Raw genomic sequence first — 12,915 nt, 5'->3', positions numbered from 1 at the left:
ATACGCTCGGAGTCGGAGCGCGTTCCGCTCCTGCAGCCCCGTATAACCAGCGTGAGGAGGATCACCATGTCGCAAGCCGTGCAGAGCACCGTCGTCGGAGAACCCGAGGTCGTCGAGGACCACGTGGAGGACTCCGCCGCCTGGCTCGACCTGAAGGCCGCCGCCGCCGCGCTGCAGCCGCTCCAGTCCCAGGACGGCTCGCTCGCCGAGCCCGAGCGGCTCGAGGAGGCGCGCACCCTCGTCGAGCGGATCGTCGCCGGCGTCCGCACCCTCGCCCCCGCGTTCCCGCACGACGCCGCGTACCTCGACGCGCTGGTCGTCGACCTCGAGCGCTGGAGCGCCGGCGGACTCGGCCTGCCCGACTTCCTCGACTCGCTCACCGCGTTCCAGCCGCAGCTCGAGCGCGTCGACGGCCGCCGCCACCTCGTCGTCTTCCCCATGTACACCCAGAACGGCAGCCGCGACCGCCACGTCGAGGCCGTCCTCGTCGAGGTCGTCTGGCCGCGGTTCGTCGCCGAGCTGGAGGCGGGGGACTACTCCAACGCCCTCTTCGTGCCCGTGCGCTTCGTCGACTTCACCGCCGGCTACGACACCGACAGCGCCGTGCTGTTCCCCGAGACGGTCGCGATGCGCTCCGTCCCGTCCTTCACCTGGGGCGCGATCTTCGCCGACCGCGAGGCGGCCCGGTTCCGCCGCGTCGTCACGGAGGCGGCCCGGATCACCCGTCTCGAGCTCCCGGAGGACGCGCAGCGCCTGCTGGCCGACCAGCGCCTGGCGGAGGAGTCCTTCGTGATGTGGGACCTCATCCACGACCGCACCCACATGCGCGGCGACCTGCCGTTCGACCCGTTCATGATCAAGCAGCGGATGCCCTTCTTCCTCTACTCGCTGGAGGAGCTGCGGTGCGACCTCACCGCCTTCCGCGAGGCCGTCGCCATCGAGCGCCGCCTCGGCGCGCTGGACCGCCGCGACGACGAGGAGGAGGCGCTGGCCGAGCGCTCGCGCTTCGTGCAGTACGCGATCCTGTTCGACCGGCTCTTCCGCTTCCCGCTCACCGGGTCGCGGGTGCGCAACTACGACGGCCTCGGCGGCCAGCTGCTCTTCGCCTGGCTGCACCAGCACGGCGTCCTGCACTGGACCGACACCCGGCTGGCGTTCGAGTGGGACGGCGTCGCCGACGTGGTCGTCGCCCTCTCGGACGCGATCGACGAGCTCTACTGGCGCTCGATCGACCGGCCGAAGACGGCGCACTGGCTGGCCGCGCACGAGCTGATCGCGGCCACTCTCACTCCGCACCCCGCCTCCGCCTGGGCCCGCGGGCTCCCGGACGAGGTGCTGCTCGGCGCCCCGCGCGGCCTCACCGACGCGGTGCTGGACGACGAGTTCCCGCTGTCGATGTTCTACGAGGCCCTCGGGAAGAAGATGGGCGACGTCATCGCCTCGACCCGGGGCATCACCGGCCGGGACTGACGTCGCGCCCGGGAGGCGGCGGGGTGCGCTCCTCCGCCTCCCGGGGCCCCGTCCGACCGGCGTCGGTTAGCGTGGGGCGCATGCCCTCAGGTGACGGAGCCGCGGACCCGCTCGACGCGGGCTGGATCCGGCGAGCGCCGAGCCGGGCCGGATACGTGCGCGACGCGGTCACCGCGGGGATCCTGCTGGTGGCGACGGTCGTCTCCGTCGCGCTGTACTCCTCGGCGGGCTTCCCGGACGCGGCGCACCCCGTCGTCAGCGCCCACTGGGCCGTCCTGATGACCCTGCCCCTCGCGCTGCGCCGCCGGTTCCCCGCGAGCGTGGCGGCCGGGCTCTCCGTCGTCTACGCGCTCGGGATCGTGCTCCAGGTGCCGGAGTCGCTCTTCGGCCAGATCTGCCTGTTCCTCGCGCTCTACACGGTCGGCGCGTGGGGCCGGAACCGGCGCACGGCGCTCGTCGTCCGAGTGGCGATCGCGGTCGGGATGCTGGGCTGGCTGCTCACCACCCTCGCCACGGGCGAGTACTTCGGCAGCTCCGTGCCGGTCGACGACTCCCCCGGCCTGCTCTCGCCCTACGCGGCGGAGTCGGCCCTCGCGGTCGTGTCGAACCTGCTCTACTTCGGCAGCGCCTACGTCTTCGGCGAGGCGTCGTGGCAGTCGGCCCGCCGGCTGGAGGCGCTCGAGACGCGCACGGCCGAGCTCGACGACGAGCGGGAGCGCTCCTCGCGGCAGGCCGTGTCCTCCGAGCGGCTGCGGATCGCGCGCGAGCTGCACGACGTGGTCGCGCACCACGTCAGCGTGATGGGCGTGCAGGCGGGAGCGGCGCGGCGGGTGCTGGCGCGGGATCCGGAGCGGGCGGCGGCATCGCTCAGCGCCATCGAGGGCGACGCGCGCTCGGCGATCGAGGAGCTGCACCGCATCCTGGTCGCACTGCGCGCCGAGGACGCGGTGCCGAATCCGCTCACCGACGCCGCGTCCACCCGCGGGGTGGCCCAGCTCGAGGAGCTGGTCGCGGCGTCCAGCGGGTCGGGCCTGCCCACCGTCTTCCTCACCCTCGGCACGCCCCGCGAGATCCCCGCGACGGTGGGGCTCAGCCTCTACCGCATCGCGCAGGAGTCGCTCACGAACGTCCGCAAGCACGCGGGGCGCGGCGCGCACGCCGAGGTGCGCCTCCGCTACGCCCCCGACGCGGTCGAGCTCGAGATCGCCGACGACGGCGGGTCCGGCCCGCACCCGAGCGCTCCCGCCTCCTGCGGACTGGGGCACACCGGCATGAGCGAGCGCGCGGCCGCGGTCGGCGGCTGGATCGAGATGGGGCCGAGGGGCGGAGGCTACCTCGTGCACGCCCGGGTTCCGCTGTCCCCCGTCCGGGCGAGCGTGCCGGACGCCGACGACCCGGTACCGTCGTCGGAGACGTCGCGGGGGCGTCAGGAGCGAGCGAGCGGGGGCCGCCCATGACCGAGCACGTGCGCGTGCTGCTCGTCGACGACCAGGAGCTCGTCCGCGTGGGCTTCCGCATCATCCTCGAGTCGGAGCCGGGGATCGAGGTGGTCGGCGAGGCCCGCACCGGGCTCGAGGCCCTGCAGCGCGCCTCCGAGCTGCGCCCCGACGTGATCTGCATGGACGTGCAGATGCCCGGCCTCGACGGCCTGGCCGCGACCCGCGAGATCGTGGCCGACCCGCGCCTGTGCTCGCGGGTGCTCATCCTCACCACCTTCGACCGCGACGACTACCTCTTCGAGGCGCTCTCGGCCGGCGCCAGCGGGTTCCTGCTCAAGAACGCTTCGCCGGAGGAGCTGGTCGAGGCCGTGCAGGTGGTCGCCCGCGGCGACGCGATGCTCGCCCCCGACGTCACCCGGCGCGTGATCGAGCGGTTCGCGTCCGTGCCCGAGCACACGCCGGCCGCCGCCGAGCACTCCGGAGTGGCCGATCTGACGGACCGCGAGCGCGAGGTGCTCGTGCACCTGGCGCGGGGCTGGTCGAACGCCGAGATCGCTGCCGAGCTGTTCGTGGGCGAGGCGACCGTGAAGACGCACGTCTCGAAGATCCTGATGAAGCTCGGCGTGCGCGACCGGATCCAGGCGGTCGTGTTCGCCTACGAGCACGGGATCGCGGTGCCGGGGCGCCCCTGAGCGGTCGGCCGGGGGATCTGCTTGCGGGTGCTCGACGCCGGGGCGGTCAGCGCCGGGACTGGCTCGAGGCCGGGCGCGGCGGGGTGCGGCGGACGAACTCCATCCGGATCTCCGGCACGATCTTCCGGTCGAGCACGACCGTCATGTAGCGGCCGTCGACGCGGGCGCCGATCGCGACCACGTCCGGATCGGTGTCCACGCGGTAGCCGCGCAGCGCCTCCCCGTCCACGATCACCGGGACGCCCCGCACGACGTCCTCGTCGCGGAGGGCGGCGGCGACCACCGGCATCCCGCCGCGGCGGCTGCGCACGCGGCCCGGGAAGGTGTTGCGGAGCACGTCGCCCATGTGGGCCGCGAGGCGGGACTCCAGGGGCCGGCTGCGCTCGGCGGGGATCGGCACGGAGGTGCGGACCGCCTCCCAGAGCACCGGGTACCGCATCCGCGTCACCTGGTCGACCATCCACGGCGGCAGGTGGTCGTTCTCGGCGCGCTCGATCGCGCGCTTCTGCTCGGGGGTCAGCGGGACGTGGTTGACGGGGTCGGCGCGGTTGCGCGGGTTCTTGTAGAACGAGTACGAGAGCGAGATCTCGACGAAGCGGCCGAGCGCCATCGTCTGCGCCGCGGCGAACTCCTCCAGCCTCGGCTGGGGCGCGAACGCGAGGACGGGATCGCCGAAGCGAGCCGCGATCTCGTCCACCCCGGGAGGGGCGGGCATGTCGCGGACAGCTTCCGTCGTGTCCATGCGCATACGTCAAGAGTGGCCTGCCTCCCAGCCGATACCAACTTCTTGACGGAGATCGGCTTTCGGGTCGTCGTCCTTTCACCTGCCCGAAACATGCGGGAGGCAGGAGGGGTGTCTCGGCGGGCGCCTCCGGGGCTCCTCCGGGCGGCGGGCTGCGAAGATGGAGGGATGAGCGCTCTGCACGATCCCGACGTCCGCGGCTTCGCCTCCGACAACTACTCCGGAGTGCACGACGAGGTCCTCGCCGCGATCGCCGCGGCCAACGGAGCGCACCAGATCGCCTACGGCGAGGACGTCTACACCGAGCGCCTGCAGGAGGCGTTCCGCCGCGAGTTCGGCGAGCAGGCCCAGGCCTTCCCCGTCTTCAACGGCACGGGCGCCAACGTCACCGGCCTGCAGTCGATGCTGCCGCGGTGGGGCGCCGTCGTCTCGGCGGGCACCGCGCACATCACCTCCGACGAGGGCGGAGCGCCGGAGAAGGTCGGCGGAATCAAGATCCTCACGGTCCCCACGCCCGACGGCAAGCTGACCCCGGCGCTGGTCGACCAGGAGGCGTGGGGCTTCGGCGACGAGCACCGCGCCCAGCCGCTCGTGGTCTCGATCACCCAGTCCTCCGAGCTCGGCACCGTCTACACCCCCGAGGAGGTGCGCGCGCTCGCCGACCACGCGCACGGCCTCGGCATGCGGCTGCACATGGACGGGGCGCGCATCGCGAACGCCGCGGCCGCTCTCGGCCTGCCCCTGCGCTCCTTCACGACCGACGCGGGCGTCGACGTGCTCTCGTTCGGCGGCACCAAGAACGGTATCCTGCTCGGCGAGGCGATCGTCGTGCTCGACCCGGCGGCCTCGACCGGGCTGACCTTCCTCCGCAAGACCAACATGCAGCTGTCCTCCAAGATGCGCTTCATCTCGGCGCAGCTGCTCGCCCTGCTCGGCGACGGCGGCGAGGAGGAGCCCCTGTGGCTCCGCTCGGCCCGGCACGCGAACGCCATGGCGGCGCGCCTGCGCTCGGGGCTCGAGGAGGCGATCGCCGCCGGCCGGATCACGGGGCTCGAGTTCACGCAGCAGACCCAGGCCAACGCGGTGTTCGCGACGCTGCCGCCCGGAGTCGCGGACCGGCTCCGCACCGCCTACCGCTTCTACGACTGGAACCCGGCGACCGGCGAGGTCCGCTGGGTCTGCTCCTTCGACACGACGGAGGACGACATCGACGCGTTCACGGCCGCGATCGAGCGCGAGCTGGCCGCGTGAGGGCCCGCCTCCCGCGCCTGGCGACGGTCGGCGCCGCGCTCGCCGTTCTCGTCGCGCTGACGGGCTGCACGTCGGCCGAGCGCTCGGACGTCGCGGCCACCCCGTCGGCGTCCGAGACCGCCGCTCCGACTCCCTCCGCGACTCCGACGCCCTCGCCCACGGCCTCGACCCGCCTGGGCTGCGACTCCCTCCTCCCCGCCACACGGGCGGCCTCGGCGCTGGGGGTCTCCCGCAGCGCTCTCGAGGGCAGCCGCGAGGTGACGACGCGCTCCTCGGGCGAGCTGATCCGCGAGGCCGCGGAGGAGAACGGCGGAGTGCTCCGCTGCGCCTGGTACGACGAGGACGCCTCGATCACCGCGGCGGCGGTCGACGACGCCGCTGAGGCGTTCGCCGGCCGTCCGGGCCCGCGCCTCGAGACCGGCGTCGAGGCCTACGGCTCCTGCACCGACGGCAGCTGCGACCTGGACCTGCTCGCCGGCGCCACCTGGGTGACGCTGCAGCTGCGCGGCGCCCCGGCCGCGGTCGACCTCGCCGCGCTGGCGACCGGCACCGCCTCCGCCGCGCTCGGCAGCCTCGACGAGCCGGTCACCGCGACGGCGCCCGTCTGCACCGAGGTCCTGACGGCCGAGCAGCTGTCCGGTGCCGCCGGTCTCGCGCAGGCGACCGCGGGGACGGGGACCGGGACGCCGACCACCGCGTCGGCCGCTGCCGCCGCCCGGGCCGGGTACGCCTCCTGCAGCTGGAGCGACGCCTCCAGCGCCGCCTACTCGGGCGTGACGGTCGACGCGCTCCCGAACGGCGACGACGGCTGGCGGAACCTCTCGCTGACCTCGGGTCTGGCTGTCCCGCTCGAGCCGCTCGACGGCTTCGGCGAGAAGGCCCTCACCGGCTGCGCGGCGGGCGTCTGCGAGATCGACGCGCTGGCCGACGACGTGTGGTGGCGCGTGACCGTCACCGGCGACGCGGCGAAGGCCGAGGCCGTCGCCCGCGCCGTGCTCGCGAACGCCTGACCCGCGGCGCCCCGCTCCTCCTCCGCGAGCGGGTCAGCACCAGTACTCGTACCAGGACGACTCGCGGCAGCCGAGGGACGCGTAGAGGCGGCGGGCGCCGGCGTTCTCGGCGAGCACCTGGAGCCAGAAGCGCGCGACGCCCCGGCCGGACGCGTCCTCGAGGAGGGCGCGGATCACGGCGGAGGCGAGCCCGCGGCGCCGGGCGTCCGGCCGGGTCGCCAGGGCGAAGAGGCCGCCCCAGAGCTCGCCGTCCGGCGCCGTGACGAGCGCGAGGCGGCCGGTCGCGGCCGGGCCGTCCCCGTCGACGGCGAGAGCGTAGGAGGAGGGGCAGCCCGCGAGGATGCGCTCGGCGACCGCGCGCTCCTCCGCTCCCCCGCGACCGTCCACCGACCACCAGAGGGCGAGCCAGTCCTCGTCAGGGGCCGGGGCGAGCCGGACGCGAGGCCGCGGTGCGGACCCCGACGGCGCGGACCTCGACGTCGCGAGCAGGGCGGCGAGCGCCTCCTGCACCGATCCCGTCAGCACGAGCGTCCGGTCGATCGGCGCGGCGCCCCGCTCGGCGAGCAGCCCGGTCAGACCGGCGGGGCTCGGCGGACCGATCTGCACGAGGGGCGCGATCCCGTGCTCGCGGGCGAACGCCTCCGCCGCGTCGAGCGCCGCCTCCTGGTCGACGACGTCGCCGGACGCGAGTACCGAGTTCGCGCGCTTGGTGACTCCTGCGGAGGCGCGCAGCTCCCACGCGCCGAGGGGGCGCCGCACGAGCGCGGGCCAGGCGTCGGCGGCGAGGCGGTCGAGCAGGCGCGGATCCATCGGGCCACGGTAGCGGGAGCGGCGCCGGAGCCCTGTGGACGCCCCCGGAGACGGCTCCGGCCCGCAGGATCCGCCGCGGACGAGCCGAGTGGGATCCTGCGGGCCGGAGGCCGTGGAGGGACGAGCCCTACATGTTGATCATGTGCCCCTTGAGGCCGTGGAAGCCCTCCTGCAGCGCCTCCGACAGCGTCGGGTGGGTGTGCACGTTGCGGGCCAGCTCGGTCGCGGTGAGGTCCCACTTCTGGGCGAGCGTGAGCTCGGGGAGCAGCTCCGAGACGTCCGGGCCGATCATGTGGGCGCCGAGGAGCTCGCCGTACTTCTTGCTCGCGATGAGCTTCACGAAGCCGGTGGGCTCGCCGAGGCCGTGGGCCTTGCCGTTCGCCATGAAGGGGAAGGTCGAGACGGTGATCTCGTGTCCCTCGTCCGTCGCCTGCTTCTCGGTGAGGCCGAAGGAGGCGATCTGCGGCTGGCAGAACGTCGCGCGCGGCATCATCCGGTAGTCGCCCAGGGTCTGGGTCTCGGCACCGGCGAGGGTCTCGGCGGCGACGACGCCCTGCGCCTCCGCGACGTGCGCGAGCTGCAGCTTCGCGGTGACGTCGCCGATGGCGTAGATGTGCGGCACGTTGGTGCGCATGTGGTCGTCGATCGCGATCGCGCCGCGCTCGGTGAGCTCGACGCCCGTCTTCTCGAGGCCGAAGCCCTCGGTGCGGGGGACCCAGCCGATCGACATGAGCACCTTGTCGACCTCGAGGGTCGACTGCGTGCCGTCCTTCGCGGTGTAGGTGACCGTGACGTAGCCGTCCTTGTCAACGACCGACTCGACCTTGGTCGAGGTCAGGATCTCGACGCCGAGCTTCTTGTACTGCTTCTGGATCTCCTTGGAGACGTCCGGGTCCTCGTTGGGGAGGGCGCGGTCCATGAACTCGATGATCGTCACGTCGACGCCGTAGTTCTTGAGGACGTAGGCGAACTCCATGCCGATCGCGCCCGCGCCCACGATGGCCATCGTGTCGGGGAGCTCGCGGGTCATGATCTGGGTCTCGTAGGTGACGACGTTCTCGGAGAGCTCGACGCCGGGGAGGAGGCGGACGCTCGCGCCGGTCGCGATGATCGCGTCGTCGAAGGTCAGCGACTCCGTGCCGCCCTTGCTCAGCTGCACGTCGAGGCCCTGCGGGCCGGTGAAGGAGCCGACGCCGTCGAACTCGGCGATCTTGTTCTTCTTCATCAGGAAGTGGACGCCCTTGGTGCGGCCGTCCGCGACCGAGCGGCTGCGGTCGAACGCCGCGCCGAAGTCGAACGAGACGTCGCCCGAGATGCCGAACTGCTTCGCCTGGGTGTGGAAGAGGTGGGCGAGCTCCGCGTTGCGCAGCAGCGCCTTGGACGGGATGCAGCCGACGTTGAGGCAGACACCGCCCCAGTACTGCTTCTCGACGACGGCGACGGACTTGCCGAGCTGGGCGGCGCGGATCGCGGCCACGTATCCGCCGGGGCCTGCCCCCAGGACGACGACGTCGAAGTGCTGGGCCATGGATGATCCTCCAGAGTCGTGGATGGTGGTGCGCGGGGTGACCACGCCGTCTCCCACCGTACCGTTCCGGGGCTCGGAGGCGGCCCGCTCCTCCGTGGGCGAACGCGCGTGCGGGCGCCTGCCGTGCACGCGCGGGAATGCCCGCGGGGCGGGGACGGTTGGGCTCCACGGGCGACGGAGCCCCTCCCCCAGTCCCCCGCACGGAAGAAGCCCCGCGATGTCCGCCACCGCCTCCCGCACCGCCAGCACCAGCGCCCCGATCCTCGACGTCCTCGCGGAGCGCTGGAGCCCCCGCTCCTACGACGCGTCCGCGACCGTCTCCGACGAGACCCTCGCGTCCCTCCTCGAGGCCGCGCGCTGGTCCCCGTCCGCCAGCAACTCGCAGCCGTGGCGCTTCATCGTCGCCCGCCGCGGAACCGACGGGTTCGACCGCATCGTCGCGACGCTCGCCGGCTTCAACGGCGCCTGGGCCGGCTCCGCCGCCGTCCTCGTCGTCGCGCTCGCCGAGACCGTCGACTCCGAGGGGAAGCCGCGCCCCTGGGCCGTCTACGACCTCGGCCAGTCGATCGCCCACCTCAGCGTCCAGGCGCACCACGAGGGCCTGCACGTGCACCAGATGGCCGGCTTCGACAAGGACGCCGTCCGCGCCGCGTTCGGCGTCGACGAGCGCTTCGACCCGGTGACGATCGCCGCGGTGGGAGTCGCGGCCGACGCCGACGCGCTGGCGAACGAGACCCTCCGCGAGCGCGAGACCGCGCCGCGCACCCGCCTGCCCCTCGAGGAGCTCGTGCTCGTCCAGGCGTAGCCCTCCGGCGGAAGGCCTCCCCCGTCCGCGGACCGGGGAGGCCTTCCGCGTCCCACCCCCTGTGTTACTCCCCGTGTCGGTCCCCGCTGTGCCGCCGGGAGCCTCTCCGTACGATCGGACGATCCGCCCGCCCGTCCCGCTGCCCGGAGAGACATGCCCGCCACCCCCGCCGCCCGCACGAGCCTGGCCTTCGACGCCGAGCTCGGCCAGTCGGCGTTCCCCGTGCGCTTCGAGGGGGTCGGCCGCACCTTCGCGCCCGGGTCCCCCGTGCTGACCGACGTGACGCTCGAGGCCGCCGCGGGCGAGGTCATCGCGATCCTCGGCCCGAGCGGCTGCGGCAAGTCGACGCTGCTGCGCATCGCGGCGGGCCTGGACACCGCCTCCGAGGGGTCCGTCCTCATCGACGGCGCCCCCGTCTCCGGCATCGACCCGCGCTGCGCGGTGGCGTTCCAGGAGCCGCGGCTGCTGCCCTGGCGGAGCATCGCCGACAACGTCGCGCTCGGCCTGCCGCGCGGCACCCCGCGCCCGGCGGCCCGCGCCGCCGTCGACGAGCTGCTCTCGCTGGTCGGCCTCACCGCGCACGCCCGCTCGCGGCCTCGCGAGGTGTCCGGAGGGATGGCCCAGCGCGCCTCCCTCGCCCGCGCCCTCGCCCGGAACCCCGGCGTGCTCCTCCTGGACGAGCCCTTCGGGGCGCTCGACGCGCTGACCCGCCTGCGGATGCAGGACCTGCTGCTCGACGTGCACGCGGCGGCTCCGGCGACGATCCTGCTCGTCACCCACGACGTCGACGAGGCCCTCCAGCTGGCCGACCGCATCGTGCTCCTCGGGCGCGACGAGCCCGGAGGCGTCTCGCGCATCCAGCGGATCGTCGCCGTCCCCGGAGCGCGGCCGCGCGACCGCGGCTCGGCGGAGCTCGCCGAGCACCGGGCCGAGCTCCTCGCGGGGCTGGGCATCGAGCGGCACTGACCCCGGGCGGATCGACCCGCATCCCTCCACCCGGGCGGCACGGTCCGGGCGGCACGACCTCCCTCCCCAGCCGCCTCCTCCTCCCGCTCTCCACCGCACGAGCACCTCCCCGCACCGCCCCTCCCCTGCAGCGTCCACACTCGCTGTCACCGCATCCCCGAAGCCGAGGCCCCCATGTCGTTCACCAGCTCCCCGCTCACCCGCCGCACCGCTCTCGCCGGTCTGCTCACCGCCGCCGCCGTCCCGCTCCTCGCGGGCTGCGTGCAGGGCGAGGGCGGAGGAGGAGCGGCGGCCGCGACCGCCGACGCCGCCTCCGGAGGAACTCAGGGCGGCACGCTCACGCTCGACTTCGCGACGTACAACCCGCTGAGCCTGGTCATCAAGGAGAAGGGCTGGCTCGAGGCCGCCCTCGCCGAGCAGCAGGTCACCGTCGCCTGGGTGCAGTCGGCCGGCTCCAACAAGGCCAACGAGGCCCTGCGCGCCGGAGCGATCGACGTCGGCTCCACCGCCGGATCGGCCGCACTGCTCGCCCGCTCGAACGGCTCGCCGATCAGGACGATCGACATCTTCTCGCAGCCGGAGTGGTCGGCCCTCGTCGTCCCCGCCAGCTCGGCGATCACGTCGGTCGAGCAGCTCAAGGGCAAGCAGATCGCGGCCACTAAGGGCACCGACCCGTACTTCTTCCTGGTGCAGGCGCTCGAGGCCGCCGGCCTGGGCATCGGCGACGTGACGGTGCAGAACCTGCAGCACGCCGACGGCTGGGCGGCGCTGCAGAACGGCTCCGTCGACGCCTGGGCGGGCCTGGACCCGATCATGGCCGGCGCCGAGGCGGCCGGGGCGACCCTGCTCTACCGCAACGTCGACTTCAACTCCTACGGCCTGCTCAACGCGACCGAGAGCTTCCTCGCCGAGAAGCCGGACCTCGCGCAGACCGTCGTGAACGCGTACGAGCACGCCCGCGCCTGGGCGCTCGAGAACCAGGACGAGACGGCGAGCATCCTCGCCTCCGTCGCCGGCCTCGACGTGGCGGTGGCGACGACGGTCATCACCGAGCGCAGCAACCTCGACGTCGACAACGTCCCCGGCTCCGCGCAGACCGACGTGCTCGCCGTGATCGGCCCGATCTTCGTCGAGAACGGCGACGTCGCCTCGCAGCAGCAGGTCGACGACGCGCTCGACTCGCTGCTCGACGACACCTACGCCTCGGCGGCCGACCCGAGCGCCATCGGCGCCTGAGGGTCCGGCCCTCCGCCCCCGACCCCGTGATCCGAGGAGACCGACGATGACGATCCGCGACGACGACACCGCGACCGACGCCGATGTGCTGCGGCGGAGCGCGCTGTCCGCGCCGATGCCGGGTGAGCCCGGACTCGTGACGGCGGGCCCGTCGGTCGCGGCCTCCCAGCGCCGCCTCCGCGAGGACCGCTCCCACCCGCTCACCACGCGACGGTGGTTCGTGGTCGCGGGAGGCGCGATCCTGCCCGTGCTGCTGCTCGCCGCCTGGCAGATCGCGACGACGACCGGGATGGTCTCGGTGGCGGTCTTCCCCTCGCCCGCGATGGTCTGGGCGGCCGGCGTCGACCTCGCCCAGCGCGGCGACCTCGGCCAGGACGTCGCCATCTCGACGCAGCGCGTGCTCATCGGGTTCGCGCTCGGCTCGGCGCTCGGGCTCGTGGTCGGCGCGCTCTTCGGGCTCTCCCGCGTCTGGGAGGTCGTCCTCGGACCGACGCTCGGCGCGATCCGGGCGGTCCCGTCGCTGGCCTGGGTCCCGCTGCTGCTGCTCTGGATGGGCATCGGCGAGGAGTCGAAGATCACGCTGATCACGATCGGCGCGTTCTTCCCGGTCTTCACCACGGTGGCCACGGCGCTCGGCCACGTCGACCGGCACCTCGTCGAGGCGGGCCGCGCCTTCGGCCTCTCGGGCGTCCGGCTCTTCACGACGGTGCAGCTGCCCGCGGTGATCCCGTCCGTGATCTCCGGGCTGCGCCTCGCGCTCGCCCAGTCGTGGCTGTTCCTGGTCGCCTCCGAGCTCATCGCCTCCTCGATGGGCCTCGGCTTCCGCCTCATCGACAGCCAGAACAACGGCCGGATCGACCGGGTGTTCCTGGCGATCGTCCTGCTGGCCGTGCTGGGCAAGCTCACCGATGCCGTCGTCGGCGTGTTCCAGCGCTACGCCGTGAGGAAGTGGGCGTGAGCGCCGGG

At 73.7% G+C, this 12,915-nt stretch carries 12 protein-coding genes; 9 read left to right on the top strand and 3 right to left on the bottom strand.

Going from position 1 to position 12,915, the window contains the following annotated elements:
* Window positions 1-66: 66 nt before the first annotated feature.
* The 3 genes from C5C63_RS13420 to C5C63_RS13410 all read left to right on the top strand — a co-directional run bounded on the left by C5C63_RS13420 (window position 67) and on the right by C5C63_RS13410 (window position 3,601).
* Window positions 67-1,470, top strand: coding sequence for a DUF6421 family protein (locus C5C63_RS13420; RefSeq protein WP_104292826.1), 1,404 nt, complete (start codon window positions 67-69; stop codon window positions 1,468-1,470).
* Window positions 1,471-1,550: 80 nt separating this feature from the next.
* Window positions 1,551-2,927 (top strand): sensor histidine kinase, encoded by a 1,377-nt coding sequence (locus tag C5C63_RS13415; RefSeq protein WP_104234378.1) that lies wholly within the window; start codon window positions 1,551-1,553, stop codon window positions 2,925-2,927.
* Window positions 2,924-3,601 carry a response regulator transcription factor gene (locus C5C63_RS13410; RefSeq protein ID WP_104250690.1) on the top strand — a complete coding sequence of 226 codons (678 nt, stop codon included), beginning with the start codon at window positions 2,924-2,926 and terminating at the stop codon, window positions 3,599-3,601. Before C5C63_RS13415 ends, C5C63_RS13410 begins: the two co-directional genes overlap by 4 nt.
* Before the next feature lie 46 nt (window positions 3,602-3,647).
* Here C5C63_RS13410 and C5C63_RS13405 read toward each other — a convergent pair whose 3' ends face one another.
* On the bottom strand, window positions 3,648-4,343 hold the full coding sequence (locus C5C63_RS13405; protein ID WP_146078511.1) for a hypothetical protein: 696 nt from the start codon (window positions 4,341-4,343) through the stop codon (window positions 3,648-3,650).
* Between the two features lie 168 nt (window positions 4,344-4,511).
* On the opposite strand from C5C63_RS13405, the gene C5C63_RS13400 reads away from it, so the two are divergent.
* Both C5C63_RS13400 and C5C63_RS13395 read left to right on the top strand, forming a co-directional pair.
* Window positions 4,512-5,594, top strand: coding sequence for a low specificity L-threonine aldolase (locus tag C5C63_RS13400; protein ID WP_104256598.1), 1,083 nt, complete (start codon window positions 4,512-4,514; stop codon window positions 5,592-5,594).
* Complete coding sequence (locus C5C63_RS13395) at window positions 5,591-6,604, top strand: hypothetical protein (protein WP_104326227.1); 1,014 nt, start codon at window positions 5,591-5,593, stop codon at window positions 6,602-6,604. Before C5C63_RS13400 ends, C5C63_RS13395 begins: the two co-directional genes overlap by 4 nt.
* A 33-nt stretch (window positions 6,605-6,637) precedes the next feature.
* Here the strand turns inward: C5C63_RS13395 and C5C63_RS13390 are convergent, their stop codons facing one another.
* Window positions 6,638-7,414 (bottom strand): GNAT family N-acetyltransferase, encoded by a 777-nt coding sequence (locus C5C63_RS13390; RefSeq protein WP_104326226.1) that lies wholly within the window; start codon window positions 7,412-7,414, stop codon window positions 6,638-6,640.
* 127 nt (window positions 7,415-7,541) lie between these two features.
* On the bottom strand, window positions 7,542-8,942 hold the full coding sequence (gene lpdA / locus C5C63_RS13385) for a dihydrolipoyl dehydrogenase (protein WP_104222818.1): 1,401 nt from the start codon (window positions 8,940-8,942) through the stop codon (window positions 7,542-7,544).
* 217 nt (window positions 8,943-9,159) lie between these two features.
* Between lpdA and C5C63_RS13380 the strand changes: the two genes are divergently transcribed.
* The 4 genes from C5C63_RS13380 to C5C63_RS13365 all read left to right on the top strand — a co-directional run bounded on the left by C5C63_RS13380 (window position 9,160) and on the right by C5C63_RS13365 (window position 12,907).
* The gene (locus C5C63_RS13380) at window positions 9,160-9,747 is read left to right on the top strand and encodes a nitroreductase family protein (protein WP_104258177.1); all 588 of its coding nucleotides are present in this window, start codon (window positions 9,160-9,162) and stop codon (window positions 9,745-9,747) included.
* 153 nt (window positions 9,748-9,900) lie between these two features.
* On the top strand, window positions 9,901-10,713 hold the full coding sequence (locus C5C63_RS13375) for an ABC transporter ATP-binding protein (protein ID WP_104234373.1): 813 nt from the start codon (window positions 9,901-9,903) through the stop codon (window positions 10,711-10,713).
* Between the two features lie 174 nt (window positions 10,714-10,887).
* The gene (locus C5C63_RS13370; protein ID WP_104326225.1) at window positions 10,888-11,949 is read left to right on the top strand and encodes an aliphatic sulfonate ABC transporter substrate-binding protein; all 1,062 of its coding nucleotides are present in this window, start codon (window positions 10,888-10,890) and stop codon (window positions 11,947-11,949) included.
* A 46-nt stretch (window positions 11,950-11,995) separates the two neighbouring features.
* Entirely contained in the window at window positions 11,996-12,907 is a 912-nt protein-coding gene (locus C5C63_RS13365; RefSeq protein WP_244229541.1) for an ABC transporter permease, read from the top strand.
* The last annotated feature ends 8 nt before the right edge of the window (window positions 12,908-12,915 follow it).

Origin of the sequence: Rathayibacter sp. AY1B8 (assembly GCF_002932775.1) — a bacterium.
Taxonomy (GTDB): Bacteria; Actinomycetota; Actinomycetes; order Actinomycetales; family Microbacteriaceae; genus Rathayibacter.
Note: the sequence above shows the minus strand (reverse complement) of the source record. Positions and strands in the feature narration are given on the sequence as shown.